Genomic DNA, 15,021 nt, shown 5'->3' on the forward strand with positions numbered 1-15,021 from the left:
ACTTCATTGGTAAACAGCGTTTTAACCTTTTTTCACTCATCCCCCTATCCAAAAAAAGGCTTTCTTACCCAAGGAATAGACCTGAATTTGATTAATATTGGAGTCAAAATACCCTTATTCTAACCCATGGGAAAAATAATTGCCATTGCTAACCAAAAGGGCGGTGTTGGAAAAACAACTACCGCGATGAACCTGGCTGCAAGCCTGGCAGTGCTGGAGTACAAAACGTTGGTAATTGATGCAGACCCGCAAGCCAATACGACATCCGGATTAGGCCATGATCCCAAGGCAATAGAGACCAGCATTTATGAATGCATGGTAGATGGAATTGACGTTCAGAGCATAGTTCTGCCTACTGAAATTGAAAACCTGTTCCTCGTTCCTTCCCATATCGATCTCGTAGGTGCAGAAGTAGAGATGATCAATATGGAAAATCGGGAAGAAAAAATGAAGGGGGTGATTTCCGAAATCAAAGATCAGTTTGACTTTATTATCATTGACTGTTCGCCTTCTTTGGGTCTGATCACGATCAATGCCCTCACCGCAGCCAACTCGGTCATCATTCCGGTACAATGTGAATATTTCGCTTTGGAGGGATTGGGCAAATTGCTCAATACCATCAAGATTATTCAAACCCGATTGAATCCGGATTTGGAAATCGAAGGGATATTGTTGACGATGTATGATGTGAGACTCAGACTTTCCAACCAAGTGGTGGAAGAGGTAAGAATCCACTTCAAAAACATGGTGTTTGACACCATCATTCCCAGAAATGTCAAGCTCTCTGAATCCCCGAGCTTTGGCCTTCCGGCGATCGCCTTTGATGCAGAAGGTAAAGGCTCGATTGCTTATCTCAACCTGGCCGGCGAAATAGCAAAGAAAAACGGCCTTCAAAAAGTGACTAACTGACCATGTCCGATCAAAAACCAATAAAAAAAAGCGCATTAGGAAGAGGCTTGGGAGCACTTTTAGAAGATAGTCCTGCCAAAAACAAGTCTCAGGACATTCTCCCGGAGGTAGCCAAAACCGGGATTTTTGAAATTCCTCTGGAAGAAATCCAGGTAAATCCTTACCAACCCCGGGTCCATTTTGACAAAGAAGCACTTCAGGAACTTTCTGAATCTATCAAAGTTCAAGGCATCATTCAGCCCATCACCGTCAGAAAACTGGCGCCAAATGAATACCAGCTTATCTCTGGGGAAAGAAGGTTTCAAGCTTCCAAAATTGCCGGACTCACTCAAATACCCGCTTATGTCCGAACAGCCAATGACCAGCAAATGCTGGAAATGGCTCTGATCGAAAATATCCAACGGGAAAACCTAAACGCACTCGAAATCGCCCAATCCTATCAGCGGCTTTTGGCTGAGTGTAACCTGAAGCAGGAAGAACTGGGAGATCGGGTAGGGAAAAACCGAACCACCGTCAATAATTACCTGCGATTACTCAAGTTACCCCCCACCATCCAAGCTGCTATCCGGGATCAGCAACTGTCTATGGGACATGCCCGCGCTCTGATCAATATCGAAGATGTAGATAAACAGCTCGCTATTTTCAAAAAAGCAGTAGAAGAGGAATTGAGTGTAAGAAAGGTGGAAGCCTTGGTCAAAGCACTCAATGAAGGGCATATCGAAAAGGAAACTTCCAAACCTGGACTGGATCCGGTAAGAAAATATGAAATGAATAAAATTCAACAAAGGCTGGCTTCTCACTTTGGAACGAAAGTAGCCTTGAAAGCAGATCCGAAAAACCGGGGAGAAATTAAAATCCCATTCAACTCTGCATCTGACTTAAATCGTATTCTTGAAATTCTTGAAATAATCTAACATTGAAGGTGTTTTTTCTTCTAGATCAAAAAACCAAAAAGACCCCACGGATCATCCTGGGGCTTTTGCTTTTTGTGTTTTCTGGAACAATCACCACGACAGCGCAGACCACGAGGATCACTGAAGAAGTCGAAGCCAAACCCAAAACCGCCAATCTTTCAACCCCAAAAAACCCGAGAAAAGCAGTTATTCTCTCTGCTATTCTTCCCGGCGCTGGACAAGTCTACAATGAAAAGTCTTGGAAGGTCCCCATTTTATATGCCGGTTTTATGGCCGATATCTACTTCATCGGATACAACAATAAGCGCTACGTGACTTTCCGTGATGCCCTGTTTGCCTTTGACGATGGAGAAGCCAACCAGTTTCCTACCCTAAACCGAAATGCTTTGGTCAGAAATATCGAGTATTGGAGGCAAAACAGAGATATGACCATTCTGCTTTTGCTGGGGATCTATGCGCTCAATCTGGTGGATGCCACCGTTGACGCCCACCTTTCGGGTTTTGACATTTCGGATGACCTCGCCCTTAAATTTGAGCCTTCTTTCGAGAATTTATCTTCATCCACCACCATGGTTGGACTTTCACTTAAACTTCAATTCAAATAATGAATATTCTAATACTGGGCTATGGGAAAATGGGAAAAATAATCAGCGAGATCGCTGAATCCCGTGGCCATTCCATTGCGGCAAAAATCAATATTGACAACCGGGATGAGCTATCTGCTTTGGACCCTGCCAAAATCGATGTGGCTATCGAATTTAGTCAACCGGAAGCAGCCATCGAAAATATTAAATGGGCCATAGAGCGTGGCATTCCCGTCGTATCAGGCACTACGGGCTGGCTCTCCAAAAAGCCGGAAATCAACCGACTGACCTTAGAAAAAAACGGGGCTTTTTTCTATGCTTCCAACTTTAGCATAGGCGTCAATGTTTTTTTCAAAGTAAATGAAATGCTCGCCAAACTGATGAATGAAACCAGCGGGTACCAGGTGTCATTGGAAGAAATCCACCATACCGAAAAAAAAGATGCGCCGTCCGGAACAGCAATCACACTTGCCCAAGGAATTATCAAAAATTATCAACAGTTAAAAGAATGGCACTTAACAGGTGAAGGAAAAGATTCTGAGCATTCCCTTCCCATTACCGCAAAACGGATAGATCCTGCACCGGGCACTCATATTATCCGATATTCCTCACCCATTGATGAAATCGAAATCACCCATACCGCGCATAGTCGCCAAGGTTTTGCCTTGGGGGCAGTTTTGGTTTCGGAGTGGATCCCGGGAAAAAAAGGAGTACTATCTATGGACGATTTTCTATCTTTCTAAGCTAAAATTGAACTTATGAGTCAATCAAAATATAAAAAATCAGCCACACGAGAATGGGTGGATGCATTGGTATTTGCAGTAGTCGCTGCTTCGTTGATTCGATGGCTCCTACTCGAACCTTTCACGATCCCTACTGCTTCCATGGAAAAATCACTCTTGGTAGGGGATTTCTTGTTTGTAAGCAAAATGCACTATGGGACACGCATTCCCAAAACACCATTGCAAATTCCTTTGACCCATCAAAAAATTTGGGGAACTGAAATTTCATCCTATTCAGATGCTATCCAATTACCCTATTTCCGATTACCCGGCTTTACCGAAGTGAAAAGAAACGATGTGGTTGTTTTTAATTATCCAGTCGAGTTTCAATACCCGAACGACCTGAAGACCAATTACATCAAAAGAGCGGTAGGTGTACCCGGTGATGTCATAGAAATAAAAGACGGGGAACTATGGGTAAACGATGAGGCTGCCCTCAGACCGGAGGAAATGCAATACTCTTATGAAATTGTAACGAATCGATCGCTCACTGTGGAGTTTTTGGGCGATTATGGGATTAATAGGGAAAGCTTCTACATTTTGTCTCCCGAAAGCAACCGATATGCAATCTGGACTACCGATCAGACGATCGAACGGCTCAAATCCTCCCCTGTAATCACCTCTGTCACCAAATCCATCTACCCCAAAGGCCAAGGTGAATCCAATATCTTTCCCCAAGACTACAAATCGCTATGGAACAGAGATAATTACGGCCCTTTGATGATCCCCGGAAAAGATCAGACACTGGAGATGAATCCTGAAAATGTAAAGAAATACGCTTTTACCATCGAAAAATATGAAGGCCACGAAAAAGTGGAAGTACGTGACGATGTCCTTTTTATAGATGGAAAGCAAGTAGATCAATATACATTCAAGCAGAATTATTACTTCATGATGGGGGATAACAGACATGACTCCCTGGACTCAAGGTATTGGGGTTTTGTACCGGAAGATCACGTAGTAGGGAAGGCTTGGTTTTTATGGCTTTCGCTGGACAAATATGAGTCGATGTTCAGTAAAATCCGTTGGAGTCGTTTCTTCAAAGGAATTGAATAAATCACAGCCCCAAATTTAGTTTGGGGCTTTTTTTTACCAAAAAATCGGGGTTTGTTGATTTTGCTTCAAATAAGCATTGGCTTTGGAAAAGTGACCGCATCCCAAAAATCCACGATGCGCAGAAAGCGGGCTAGGGTGGGGTGCTTTGAGGACAAGATGTTTGACTGGATCAATCAGATCAGCTTTCTTTTGTGCATATGCCCCCCAAAGCATGAATACTACCCCAGACCGATCTCGGTTGATACACTTGATCACCTCATCCGTGAATGTCTCCCAGCCCCTGTTTTGATGCGAACCAGCTTGATTGGCTCGGACTGTCAAGGTGGCATTTAGCAAAAAGACCCCTTGGTCAGCCCATCTCGTGAGGTCCCCATTTGGAGGCATATCCAAACCAAGGTCTCTTTTTATCTCTTTGAAAATATTCAGAAGACTTGGAGGAAACGGTATTCCAGGCTTGACCGAAAATGAAAGTCCATGAGCTTGGTTGATTCCATGGTAAGGGTCCTGACCCAATATCACCACCTTGACCGCAGGAAGAGGGCAATGCCAAAAAGCATTAAAAATCTCCTTTCCCGGAGGGAAAACTTGATTGGATTGATACTCTTGTTTTACAAAATGTGTTAGTTCTTTGAAAAAGTCAGCCTGAAAAATCTCATTTAATGAGTTTTTCCAACTATCTTCAATTTTCACTTCCATGGATTAGTTATTGATTTGAAATTAAGAACTTGTAACTTATCGGCTCAAAAATACATTATGAAATGGTAACAGCTGTAACAAAAGGCATCCAAGTCAGTGTGGAAGTCACCTATCAGGCTGAGTTTTCCAATCCTCACCAACATCATTATGTTTTTACCTACAAGGTAACTATTGCAAATAAAAGCAAGCAAACTTTTCAACTCCTCCGAAGAAGGTGGGAGATATATGATGCCGCTGAAGCTCCGAAAATTGTAGAAGGAATGGGAGTTGTAGGACAACAGCCGGTTCTGGAACCAGGCGAATCCCATACTTATGTCTCTGGTTGCAACCTTAAATCCGGCTTGGGGAAAATGAAAGGGGTTTTTACAATGGAAAAATTATTCGACGGCAAACTCATTGATGTTTCCATCCCTGAATTTCAAATGATTGCGAATATTTTCCATAATTGATTTTGAGGAAATTCATTTTTCCGGCCATTGCATATATTCACTACTGGCTAAAAAAAGAAGATCTATACAGTCAACAATCCTCCCACATCCATGCGATCTATTCAGGCTTGCTTCAATATTTGAAATCTCAGCCTGACGGAGATTCAGAGATAGAGCAAGTTCGGAACAAACTGCTTTCTGATACCCGAATAATTGAGGTAAATGACTTGGGAGCCGGGTCTAAAAAAGTGTCAGATCCCAAAAGGCAAGTCGGAAAAATAACCAGACATTCTACGAGTAGCGCCAAGTATGGTGTTCTTTACCAATATTTCTGTGCGTTGACCCCAGCCACTTACGTTTTGGAGTTGGGGACCTGCATGGGAATTGGCACGAGATACCTTGCCAAAGTGACTCAGGGTAATCTGTGGACGATTGAAGGAGCTGCTGAGATCCAGCGTATCGCGAAAGAATCCACTCTACCCGGTAATGTGGAATTTATAACGGGAGACATCCATTCCCTCTTACCGGATTTGTTAGCGGATTTGCCTCAGCTGGATTTTGCCCTCATTGATGCCAATCATACGTTGGAAGGAACGCTCTTTGCTTTTCAGCAATGCCTTAAAAAGATTCATCCCAAAAGCATTCTGGCCATTGGAGATATTCATTGGTCAGAAGAAATGGAGAAGGCATGGGACCAAATCAAGCATAGCCCTTCTGTGGCACTCACCATGGATTTTTACGAATGTGGAATAGTGTTTTTTGAATATTCCGGCCCCAAAAGTCACCTTACCCTAGCTGTTTGATTTTCTCAAAATCATAAATAGTTCAGAACCATCTCTTGGCCCAACAGAATTGGTACAGGCTTCAAATTTTTCGAATTCGAAGAAATCTTTGAAGTATCCGATATATTCTTCCCTGCTCCCACCAAAAGGCGGCCCTCCAGCAAATTCTCTGTCAAACAGGACCCCAACCAGCTTACCCCCGGGTTTAAGAAGATCAAACATTTTAGCAGCATACTTCTTTCTCAACTCAGGATTTAAGGCACAAAAGAAGGTTTGTTCGAGAATAAGGTCGTATGCTCCATCATGCAAAAAGAAATCTTCATGGTGGACCTGAGATTTGGGAAAGAAAGGATGATCTTTCAAAAATCCATCAATCGGCACAGAAGATATATCAAGTAAATGCACATTGCGCAAGCCCAAATCGTAGGCTGCAGCCACTTCATAGGCATTTCCTCCTCCTGGAATCAAGATCGACAAATCCTTATTCTCAATTTGGCAAAGATATTGATAAAGTGGAGGTGAGGGAGATCCCAGGTCCCAACCGATGTTCCCCTCTCGATAGCGAGAAGTCCAGAAATTTTCGTCTAAGTTCACCATAGCATAAGCCCTTTCAGACACAATTATGAGCGCTAATTTTAACAACGAATCAAGTCCAAAAAAAGATCAAAGCAAGAATATTATCATTATTGTCCTTGTTCTTTTGGTGATCATCAGCGGGATCAAACTGTACACCGACTATGTAGACCGGACCAAAAAGACAGAAGAAATTCTGTTGCTTTCCACTGAAAACAATGAACTCAACAAGCGATTGGATTCTGTCACCTATCAGCTGGACCTCAGGATTCAAGAAATCGAAAAGTTAGGCGGAGATGTCAAAGCCCTTGAAGCAGTCAGAGACCAATTGATTGCTGAACGAAACTCGGCCAAACAACGGAGTAATTCTGAAATTGCGGCCTTGAACTCCAAAATAAACAATCTGAATGGGCTGCTAGCCGAAAAAGATCAGGAGATCCTTCAATTGCGGGCGGCCAATCAGCAGCTTTTTGCCGAAAACCAGGATTTGAAAACAACGCAAGCCCAAATTGAAGAAGAGGTAGCTCAACTCAATATCCAGAAACAAAATCTTCAGGCAAAAGTGGATGTCGCTTCCATGCTCAAAGCTGAAAACATTGTGATCGCAGCGGTGAACTCAAGAGGCAAAGAACGTGTCGAAACCACCAAAGATTTCCGAAACAAACAAATCGAACGCCTCAAGGTAAGTTTCAAATTGAGTGACAACAAGGTGGCCGAAAAAGGTCCGAGAAACGTTTTTGTACAGGTACTCGGTCCCAACAACCAACCCATTTTTGATGTGGCCAAAGGGTCAGGTACCTTCATGATCAATGGAGAGGAACAGTTTTATACTTCCAAACAAGACATCATATTTGATAACACCGGCCAAACACTCACTTTTTTCTATGAAAAAGGATCAGACTATGCTTCCGGAAGTCATGAGATCAAAATCTTTGTCGACAACTATCAAATCGGATCAAAATCATTTGTGGTGAAGTAGTCCGACCACAGCACTTGCTATAAGGCCTCTCCACGGAGAGGCTTTTTTGATTTTATCCCGGTGATTTTTGACAAATGTTTGGATTACAGGCCTGATTCCTCTACTTTTGCGGTCTGTTTATACAAATTTCCTAAAACACATTAAAAAAATGTTCCAAAGAAGTTACGAGACGGTATTCATTTTAACTCCCGTTTTGTCTGATGTTCAGATGAAGGATACTGTCGACAAGTTTGTGAACTTGTTAAAAGAAGAGGGGGCAGATGTGATCAATGTGGAAAACTGGGGTCTTAAGAAGATGGCTTATCCTATCGAAAAGAAGACGACAGGTTTCTACGTATTGGTAGAGTTCAAGGCTGATCCGACTATCATCCGCAAGTTTGAACTGGAGTTCAGACGTGATGAGAAAGTGATGAGATTCCTTACTACTGTATTGGACAAACACGCGATCGTGTATGCCGAAAGAAGAAGAAAAGGAGAATTTAACAAAAAAGCAGAAGCTAAGGAGGAGCAAGCCTAATGACACTAGTAAACGAACCTATCAACAGAGGCGAAATCAGAAAGAAGTATTGCCGCTTCAAGAAGCATGGAATCAAGTACATCGACTACAAAGATCCAAACTTCCTTTTGAAATTCGTAAATGAGCAAGGCAAGATCCTTCCTAGAAGACTTACCGGCAACTCTGCGAAATATCAGAGAAAAGTAGCTCAGGCTATCAAGAAAGCAAGACATTTGGCGTTGTTGCCATTCGTAACCGATGGTTTGAAATAATTCGGTCTTGTATCGTTCAATCAAAAAAGATCATTACAAATGGAAATCATTCTAAAAACGGACATCAAAGGTCTTGGATACAAAAATGACTTGGTAGATGTAAAGCCAGGTTATGGTAGAAATTACCTCATTCCTCAAGGTTTTGCTGTACTTGCTACAGGATCAAATAAGAAAATCCTCGCTGAAAACATCAAGCAGGCTGCTCATAAAGCTGAAAAGATCAAAACTGAAGCTGAAAATATCGCAGCAAAACTTGCTGAAGTAACGCTTGAGATCAAAGCCAAAATTGGCGATTCTGGAAAAATCTTCGGAAAAGTAACTACGCTTCAGATTTCTGATGCATTAGCTACTCAAGGTTTTGATATCGACAGAAAGAAAATCGCAATCACCACGCCTGTTGAAGGTGCAGGTGAATTCACTGCGGAAGTTGATCTTCACAGAGAAGTGAAAACTAAAGTGAAATTTGTAGTAGTAGGAGAATAATCCGACATACGAACCAAGGAAAAGGCCCGTGAAATCAAATTTCACGGGCCTTTCGTTTTTGGTCGAAATTAAGCAAGCGCCTTTTCTAGATCTTCCACCAGCTTTTTAGCGACAGCTTTACTGTTTTGGTCTCTGGCCACTTTGAAGGCTTCCAAGGCCTTGCCGGCTTTCTCAGTGACCCCTACCGGATTTCCGTCATTTTGATAACTTACCCAGCACCAGCTCAATTCTGAAGCCAATTCAGTTTGTTTGATTTTTTCCAGTTTACCGATGACTTCAGCCACCACTTTTTCCATTTTTACTGCATTCATAACGCTATGATTTGTTGATTTAGTTTTCAAATTTTCAACAAATGAATGTAAAAAATCGAAACATTACAAAGTAAATGATTGATTATTAACATAATTACAATTTTCAATCGATTTCGAAACGAAAAAATCTTTACTCCATAGAGAATAACCTTGCTGTATCAATCCAAATACCCACCGACAGACTTTGAAATTTTGTCTCTGAATTCAAGGATTTTAGATTCATATCCTAAAAAACTTTGGAATCCGGTTTGGAAAAAATAACTCATCGCTCTACCTTTGTGACACTTTAAAGGAATCAGCAAGGATTTCTTCACAAACTGATCCATGGTGTAACTGGCAACACGTCTGATTTTGGTTCAGAAGAGTCTAGGTTCGAGCCCTAGTGGATCAACAAAACCTCCTCAATAGGGAGGTTTTTTATTTTTATCCGCTTTAGATTTTGGATTGCCATCTCAGTCGATAACAATTCATTGCATACCGTCCCAGGTGATCCGTGAGTTTATAGTTTGCGATAGCACCTACAGGAGCTCCAATCACAGGAATCAACTGAGCCAACTTGGCCAAATCGATGTAGTCACGATAATCCAACTGGAACGTCTTCCAGTCAAATTCACTGAAACTTTTGGGCAAATCTTTTTGATAGACCTCCCAGTTTTCGATAAGTCCGATGAGTTCATTTCTACGCTTCTGACTCGAAAAGCTCAACTGAAACACATATAGCAGGAATAATCGCTCTTGGTAGGATTTGGCATCATATCCATAAAGGGCGGCTATATCAAAAAGCATTTTCATTTTGATGGTCAAAAAAGCCGGAAAATCTGCTAAGCCTAACAATATCCCACCAGCTCCGGTAAGCCCTCCTTCCACTGAGGCCGTGTTTCGGTACCACTTGATCCTATTTCTGATCTGGAGCTCTCTTTGCATCAGTGAAAGCGACTCTTCCGGCTTTGGTTTAACCCAATCCGAACCTACCAACACTGCCTTTACCATATTTTCAATGGCAATAGAAATGGCTTTATGGATTTTCTCAGGGATCCAGGAATTAATTTTACCCTGAATCCCATGCGATAGTCTACCAAAAATGCTTGGTGATTTCTTCACCTCCAAGAGCCAAAGACTTAACTCTGCCTCCAAATAGTGGTAATAATTTTCGTCAGCCATGCTATAGATGCGTCATTGATCAAACTTATTGATGAACCTGAAGTTTACATTACATTGTTCCCCGAATTAACCCTTTTAACTATGTTCAAACCAATCATCTCCTTAATTCTTTTTCTGATTAGTTGGATATTTTGGCCAAAAGCTAATCAAGAGAATCCATCATCCGATCCCTTTTCTGGGATTACCGTTTGTCATTCTTACAACGATGACATGGCCCAGTTTGTAAATGAACCAGGATTTGCGGCCTTTCACCCCGCTCCTACTGATTTGGACTTCCAAGGCAAAGGAAGTATGACCACTTTTTCTACTCCTGACGGAGGGAATGCTTCAGGATACCTCATCAAAGCCAGTGTTCCTACCGACAAATGGCTGTTTGTCTATCAGGAGTGGTGGGGACTCAATGATCACATTAAGCATCAGGCAGATGTGTTTTATGATGACTTAGGAGGAAAAGTGAATGTGATCGCATTAGACATGTACGATGGCAAAGTCACTTCAAATCCACAGGAAGCGGGGCAATTGATGCAAGGAGTGAAAGAAGAACGCCTTGAAAACATTGTGGCAGGTGCTCGATTAATGGCGGGCTCAGGAGCAAAAATCGCCAACGTAGGCTGGTGCTTTGGAGGATCTTGGTCCTTAAAATCTGCCCTGCTCAATGGGCAGCAAAACCTTGGATCCGTGATATACTACGGTATGCCTGTTCGGGATATTGAAAAACTCAAAACACTCAATTCGGATGTTCTTGGGCTTTTTGCCACCGAACAGTACATCTCAGAGGCTGTCATCAAGGAGTTTGCAGCAAATATGGAAACAGCAGGCAAAAAACTGACTTATAAGATTTTTCCTGCGGTCCACGGATTTTCCAACCCAAGTAATCCGCGCTATGATGAAGCGGCTAGCAAAGAGGCTTACGGATTGGCTATAACCTATCTGAAAGAAAAATTCGGAGTATAAAAACCATTGCAAAAGTGTTCTGAAATCAAAAAGTCTCCCCATCAGGAGACTTTTTGATTGGTAAGCTAATCATCAAATCCCGGCCTGATAAACTTGGGATAATTAGGAAATACTTCGATCAGTCCCTCACGCAACTTTTCAAGTAAGGCCAAAACCGCTAACAATTCTTCTTTGGGAAACAACTTGTAAAGAAATTCCCATGCTTCAAGACTTCGTTCAACGGCTATGGCAGCAATTTTTGCTGTACCCAGATCACTTCGCTCCTCATCGGGATACTGATCCCAGAAACCGTCCATTTGGTCATGCAGCGCTCGCTTAATTTTGACAGGAATAAAGAAAAGATACCATTGGATCACCTCCAAAGCTTCCTCTGCCGATCTAAGATCAGACTCGATCGCCTCGGAGTTTTCCCTTCCCATTTCGACCCAAGATTTCCATTCCAAAAGATTTTCTTCCGGTAATTCGGAATCAAGCCAATCCTTTCCTTTTTTCCAATACTCCTCCGAAAGCTCATGTAAGGGATGGTTTTCAGCAATAACCCCCTGAGCTTCTTCCAAGGCCATTTGGGCGGCTGACTCCTCTTTTACTTCTTCGGAGTCAAGATCAATCCCCATTTCATCAGCCATTTTTTTAAGCATTTCCAGAGTCTCATTCAAATTATCTGAAACCACCTCCGGCCATTCTTTGTCCTGATTATTTGATTTCCGCCTCTCCTCTTTTTCAAAGACTCTGCAGCGGTCCGTTTGAGGACAGCGCTCACACCACCGATCGCACCAATTATAAATTCCAGGGATAAACTTTTGATTTTCTTCCATAGTATAAAAATCTCCTAAAGAAAATTACGTTTTAGAAAGCAAATAAAAAAGCCACCCAGAAATACCTGCTGAGTGGCTTTGAAAATGAATTTTTCCAAGTCTAGTTGTAAAGATTATTAAAGAGCATTTTGAAGGTACCATGAGCTTGACCGCGGAAGGTGATTTCTGGCCCAAACGCATATAATTTTCCTTTACCCACCTGAGCTTCAAAAGCTGCTACTCCATTTTTCAGATATTGCTGTCCCCATGCCCATCCGCTTTGAAGGGGTGGCTCTGTTCCAAACCAAGCCAAAGGTTTGACTCCTCTAAGTGATGCGTCTGGAGCAAGCTGGAATACCGGACTGTTGTTAAACAAAACATGTGCTTTGTCTCCCATTCCAAAATTCGCAGGAGAAGATTGATCTACCTGCATTTGAAGGATGCTACCGGGGATATAATATTTATCTCCTGGAAGCGCCTTTTCTTTCCCATCTACAATCTCAACCAAAGCATTGGAAACCGGCAATTGAAGGTGGGTAGCCAAGGAAGTTGCCGCCCCAACCGTGATGATTTGTCCGCCATTTTCCAAAAAGGATTTCAATTGTGGAATCGATTTATCTACAGACAGTCTTCCCAGCATATGATGGTATTCTGAAGGAATATCTTCTTTTTTGGGTTGGCTTCCTGCGCCATATCCACCGCTTGCCCCTGGCATTCCAGGACCTATGAAGAGGATAACATCATATTTGGACCGAAGGTCGCCACCGTCAATTTCATTTGGGAAAATCTGAGTAAAGTCAAAATGAAACTGCTCCATGATCCACCTTACCCAACCGGAAGGCATAGAACCCCCATAATAGTCGTATAAAGCAATTCGGGATGGCTTGATCTCTTTTGCTCCTGTAGGCAATCCACCTACGGGCACTGCTTTCAATCCATAATTTTTCACTACAGTCTCCAACTGCTTTTTCCCGGAGGCTGAGACATAAAAAGAACCTGCAGGAAGCCCCGAGGTACCAGATTGAGTTCTGTAGATTTTGACTTTGGCCTTCAATAGATCATTGACAGCCAAAAAAGAATCATTGACGCGGGCATCCAAGAGATATCCCGAAGCTGAGGGAAGAGTAAATGGCTCTGGTGATAATAGCTGACCATAGGCCACTCGTTCAAACGGGCCGTCAAAAGCCTCCATGATTCGATCCACCTCGATTCCCATTTGATAGGCTAAGGTCCATCCCGCGGCATCATAAGGCCTAATGGGAGGTCCGCCTGGATACAGAAAATCATTGGGATGATCCTGAGGTTCAAACATATCCAAAACATGTGGGCGAAACGCCTGTGCCGTTTTCACCAGGTAAGACCCCTTTGGATACGTTTTTCCATTAACTGTAAAGTCCGCGGTGGCTTTATGAACCAATATTCCGGATTTGATCAGTGCATTTAGAAATTTAAGAGCTGTAGGAAAATCAGCTTGATCTGCCGGAAGAATATACGCTCTCGGATCTCTTTTGGAGAGGTCTTTATAGACCGAATCATAAAACTGAATTGGCAAACCAGCTCTGAATCCAAAGTAGGCCGCTTCTTCATCCTCTGCCTCTTTCTTCTTTTGAGCGGCTTCAAAAGATTTTTGAATCGCTTCGGCGTATTTTGGATATCGGGTCCAAGTGTCCGAATTGCCCCGATCGATGGATTTCTTACCCATGAGGTAAAAATTGTAGAGCAATTCGTCCCCATGCCTTACCGCGTGGTTTAAGATCGCATAGTTCATCGAGACCGAATAATCGATTGAGGTGCGGAAAGCCCAAGGCCCTGGAGTCACAGGATAAGGAGTCCCGTTGTTTGGAATCAAACGATCCGGCACCAAGGGGATTGAATAAGGAGAAGGGTCACCTACGATTTCGGTCAAAATCCCGATCATATTATGGTAATAAGGAGTGGTTCTCAACCCACCATTCCACCAAGTGGAAAACACCGACCCATCCAATCGGGTATACCCGGGCTTGTCCTCTACATGCAGTCTGTTAATCATTGCCGCACCTACAGCGTCGAGACTGGTGATAATCAGCGGGTCAAACACATGATTGAACGGATCCCGGTAAGGAGGACCCGCCACGACTGTACCCGCTGGTCCTGACTGATGGTGATTGTAGACGATCTGAGGGAGCCATTCCACATATTGCTGAAGTGAAATATTGGTAGATTCCTTCATGTTGTTCATGTAGAAATCCCGGTTATTGTCATGCCCCACATATTTTTGATAGAGCACGGGTATATTCTTGTTTCTCTTGGATTTATCCTCCGGTCTCATGTACCAATCAGACATGATCTCCATACCATCCGGGTTGACATGCACGAGCAAAATGATCACTTCATCCAAAATCCGAAGAGTCTCCTCATCATTTTTGGAGGCCAATTGATAGAGGGTTTCGATCAATTGTTGGGCACCGACCACCTCATTGGCATGAAGTCCACCATCAATCCAAACGACCGGTTTCCCTTCTTTGGAAAGGGCACGAGCTTCAGTCTCAGTAATTTCAGCTCTGCCAAGTTTTTGAGAAATTTCTTTATATCGATTTAGTTGCTCAAAGTTTTTGGGAGCAGTGATGATCAACATCGGCTGATCCCTTCCAAATTCAGTCTTCCCAATGCTGGTGTATTGGACCCGATCAGAAATCTCCGCCACTTTCTTGAAATAGGATTCGGTCTGGGAAAAATTGGCCAGCATGTAAGGTTCTCCGATATCAAACCCAAAATGGGATTTGGGAGTGGGAATGGTTTGTGCAATCAGGCAAAGGGGAAGGAGTGCCAGATGCAACCAGAGCAGGAAAGTTTTTTTCATTTGATTAT

Annotated in this window: 18 protein-coding genes and 1 tRNA gene; 13 read left to right on the plus strand and 6 right to left on the minus strand. The window is 42.8% G+C overall.

Going from position 1 to position 15,021, the window contains the following annotated elements:
• Positions 1–126 precede the first annotated feature (126 nt).
• Genes CLV31_RS06910 through lepB form a run of 5 tightly spaced genes read left to right on the plus strand, consistent with a single transcriptional unit; the run spans position 127 to position 4,245 of the window.
• Positions 127–909: a ParA family protein gene (locus CLV31_RS06910; protein WP_111392151.1), complete on the plus strand. Its 783-nt coding sequence runs from the start codon at positions 127–129 to the stop codon at positions 907–909.
• A gap of 2 nt (positions 910–911) precedes the next feature.
• Positions 912–1,823 (plus strand): ParB/RepB/Spo0J family partition protein, encoded by a 912-nt coding sequence (locus tag CLV31_RS06915; protein ID WP_111392152.1) that lies wholly within the window; start codon positions 912–914, stop codon positions 1,821–1,823.
• A gap of 8 nt (positions 1,824–1,831) precedes the next feature.
• Complete coding sequence (locus CLV31_RS06920; RefSeq protein ID WP_245943341.1) at positions 1,832–2,428, plus strand: DUF5683 domain-containing protein; 597 nt, start codon at positions 1,832–1,834, stop codon at positions 2,426–2,428.
• Positions 2,428–3,150 carry a 4-hydroxy-tetrahydrodipicolinate reductase gene (gene dapB / locus CLV31_RS06925; RefSeq protein ID WP_111392153.1) on the plus strand — a complete coding sequence of 241 codons (723 nt, stop codon included), beginning with the start codon at positions 2,428–2,430 and terminating at the stop codon, positions 3,148–3,150. The genes CLV31_RS06920 and dapB overlap by 1 nt, the downstream gene beginning before the upstream one ends.
• A gap of 15 nt (positions 3,151–3,165) precedes the next feature.
• Positions 3,166–4,245 carry a signal peptidase I gene (gene lepB, locus CLV31_RS06930; RefSeq protein ID WP_111392154.1) on the plus strand — a complete coding sequence of 360 codons (1,080 nt, stop codon included), beginning with the start codon at positions 3,166–3,168 and terminating at the stop codon, positions 4,243–4,245.
• A gap of 33 nt (positions 4,246–4,278) precedes the next feature.
• On the opposite strand, the gene ung is transcribed toward lepB, so the two are convergent.
• The gene (ung, locus tag CLV31_RS06935; RefSeq protein WP_111392155.1) at positions 4,279–4,941 is read right to left on the minus strand and encodes a uracil-DNA glycosylase; all 663 of its coding nucleotides are present in this window, start codon (positions 4,939–4,941) and stop codon (positions 4,279–4,281) included.
• Positions 4,942–5,003: 62 nt separating this feature from the next.
• Between ung and apaG the strand changes: the two genes are divergently transcribed.
• Positions 5,004–5,390, plus strand: a complete 387-nt coding sequence (apaG, locus tag CLV31_RS06940; protein WP_111392156.1) for a Co2+/Mg2+ efflux protein ApaG — start codon at positions 5,004–5,006, stop codon at positions 5,388–5,390.
• A 2-nt stretch (positions 5,391–5,392) separates the two neighbouring features.
• Positions 5,393–6,172, plus strand: coding sequence for an O-methyltransferase (locus CLV31_RS06945; protein ID WP_245943342.1), 780 nt, complete (start codon positions 5,393–5,395; stop codon positions 6,170–6,172).
• Here CLV31_RS06945 and CLV31_RS06950 read toward each other — a convergent pair.
• Entirely contained in the window at positions 6,161–6,748 is a 588-nt protein-coding gene (locus tag CLV31_RS06950; RefSeq protein WP_111392157.1) for a class I SAM-dependent methyltransferase, read from the minus strand. The two genes, CLV31_RS06945 and CLV31_RS06950, sit on opposite strands and share 12 nt — an antisense overlap.
• A 25-nt stretch (positions 6,749–6,773) precedes the next feature.
• Between CLV31_RS06950 and CLV31_RS06955 the strand changes: the two genes are divergently transcribed.
• The 4 genes from CLV31_RS06955 (at position 6,774) to rplI (ending at position 8,954) form a co-directional block, all read left to right on the plus strand.
• Complete coding sequence (locus CLV31_RS06955; RefSeq protein ID WP_111392158.1) at positions 6,774–7,703, plus strand: coiled-coil domain-containing protein; 930 nt, start codon at positions 6,774–6,776, stop codon at positions 7,701–7,703.
• A 148-nt stretch (positions 7,704–7,851) separates the two neighbouring features.
• On the plus strand, positions 7,852–8,220 hold the full coding sequence (gene rpsF / locus CLV31_RS06960) for a 30S ribosomal protein S6 (protein WP_111392159.1): 369 nt from the start codon (positions 7,852–7,854) through the stop codon (positions 8,218–8,220).
• Entirely contained in the window at positions 8,220–8,471 is a 252-nt protein-coding gene (gene rpsR, locus CLV31_RS06965; RefSeq protein ID WP_092729973.1) for a 30S ribosomal protein S18, read from the plus strand. Before rpsF ends, rpsR begins: the two co-directional genes overlap by 1 nt.
• 39 nt (positions 8,472–8,510) lie before the next feature.
• Entirely contained in the window at positions 8,511–8,954 is a 444-nt protein-coding gene (rplI, locus tag CLV31_RS06970; RefSeq protein WP_111392160.1) for a 50S ribosomal protein L9, read from the plus strand.
• A gap of 68 nt (positions 8,955–9,022) precedes the next feature.
• On the opposite strand, the gene CLV31_RS06975 is transcribed toward rplI, so the two are convergent.
• Entirely contained in the window at positions 9,023–9,265 is a 243-nt protein-coding gene (locus CLV31_RS06975) for a hypothetical protein (RefSeq protein WP_111392161.1), read from the minus strand.
• A gap of 318 nt (positions 9,266–9,583) precedes the next feature.
• Here CLV31_RS06975 and CLV31_RS06980 point away from each other — a divergent pair.
• A tRNA-Gln gene (locus tag CLV31_RS06980) sits at positions 9,584–9,656 on the plus strand.
• Positions 9,657–9,697: 41 nt separating this feature from the next.
• Here the strand turns inward: CLV31_RS06980 and CLV31_RS06985 are convergent.
• The gene (locus CLV31_RS06985) at positions 9,698–10,426 is read right to left on the minus strand and encodes an EcsC family protein (protein ID WP_111392162.1); all 729 of its coding nucleotides are present in this window, start codon (positions 10,424–10,426) and stop codon (positions 9,698–9,700) included.
• 81 nt (positions 10,427–10,507) lie between these two features.
• On the opposite strand from CLV31_RS06985, the gene CLV31_RS06990 reads away from it, so the two are divergent.
• The gene (locus CLV31_RS06990; protein ID WP_111392163.1) at positions 10,508–11,380 is read left to right on the plus strand and encodes a dienelactone hydrolase family protein; all 873 of its coding nucleotides are present in this window, start codon (positions 10,508–10,510) and stop codon (positions 11,378–11,380) included.
• Between the two features lie 65 nt (positions 11,381–11,445).
• Here the strand turns inward: CLV31_RS06990 and CLV31_RS06995 are convergent, their stop codons facing one another.
• Positions 11,446–12,006 (minus strand): hypothetical protein, encoded by a 561-nt coding sequence (locus CLV31_RS06995; protein WP_181452587.1) that lies wholly within the window; start codon positions 12,004–12,006, stop codon positions 11,446–11,448.
• A gap of 289 nt (positions 12,007–12,295) precedes the next feature.
• Positions 12,296–15,013 carry a M14 family metallopeptidase gene (locus CLV31_RS07000; RefSeq protein WP_111392165.1) on the minus strand — a complete coding sequence of 906 codons (2,718 nt, stop codon included), beginning with the start codon at positions 15,011–15,013 and terminating at the stop codon, positions 12,296–12,298.
• Between the last annotated feature and the right edge of the window lie 8 nt (positions 15,014–15,021).

The organism is Algoriphagus aquaeductus (assembly GCF_003253485.1).
GTDB lineage: Bacteria > Bacteroidota > Bacteroidia > Cytophagales > Cyclobacteriaceae > Algoriphagus > Algoriphagus aquaeductus.

Excerpts from the sequence above, each read along its gene's own strand:
- CLV31_RS06910 (WP_111392151.1), top strand. The coding sequence starts at position 127 with ATGGGAAAAATAATTGCCATTGCTAACCAAAAGGGCGGTGTTGGAAAA.
- CLV31_RS06915 (WP_111392152.1), top strand. The coding sequence starts at position 912 with ATGTCCGATCAAAAACCAATAAAAAAAAGCGCATTAGGAAGAGGCTTG.
- dapB (WP_111392153.1), top strand. The coding sequence starts at position 2,428 with ATGAATATTCTAATACTGGGCTATGGGAAAATGGGAAAAATAATCAGC.
- lepB (WP_111392154.1), top strand. The coding sequence starts at position 3,166 with ATGAGTCAATCAAAATATAAAAAATCAGCCACACGAGAATGGGTGGAT.
- ung (WP_111392155.1), bottom strand. The coding sequence starts at position 4,941 with ATGGAAGTGAAAATTGAAGATAGTTGGAAAAACTCATTAAATGAGATT.
- apaG (WP_111392156.1), top strand. The coding sequence starts at position 5,004 with ATGGTAACAGCTGTAACAAAAGGCATCCAAGTCAGTGTGGAAGTCACC.
- CLV31_RS06950 (WP_111392157.1), bottom strand. The coding sequence starts at position 6,748 with ATGGTGAACTTAGACGAAAATTTCTGGACTTCTCGCTATCGAGAGGGG.
- CLV31_RS06955 (WP_111392158.1), top strand. The coding sequence starts at position 6,774 with ATGAGCGCTAATTTTAACAACGAATCAAGTCCAAAAAAAGATCAAAGC.
- rpsF (WP_111392159.1), top strand. The coding sequence starts at position 7,852 with ATGTTCCAAAGAAGTTACGAGACGGTATTCATTTTAACTCCCGTTTTG.
- rpsR (WP_092729973.1), top strand. The coding sequence starts at position 8,220 with ATGACACTAGTAAACGAACCTATCAACAGAGGCGAAATCAGAAAGAAG.
- rplI (WP_111392160.1), top strand. The coding sequence starts at position 8,511 with ATGGAAATCATTCTAAAAACGGACATCAAAGGTCTTGGATACAAAAAT.
- CLV31_RS06975 (WP_111392161.1), bottom strand. The coding sequence starts at position 9,265 with ATGAATGCAGTAAAAATGGAAAAAGTGGTGGCTGAAGTCATCGGTAAA.
- CLV31_RS06985 (WP_111392162.1), bottom strand. The coding sequence starts at position 10,426 with ATGGCTGACGAAAATTATTACCACTATTTGGAGGCAGAGTTAAGTCTT.
- CLV31_RS06990 (WP_111392163.1), top strand. The coding sequence starts at position 10,508 with ATGTTCAAACCAATCATCTCCTTAATTCTTTTTCTGATTAGTTGGATA.
- CLV31_RS06995 (WP_181452587.1), bottom strand. The coding sequence starts at position 12,006 with ATGGCTGATGAAATGGGGATTGATCTTGACTCCGAAGAAGTAAAAGAG.
- CLV31_RS07000 (WP_111392165.1), bottom strand. The coding sequence starts at position 15,013 with ATGAAAAAAACTTTCCTGCTCTGGTTGCATCTGGCACTCCTTCCCCTT.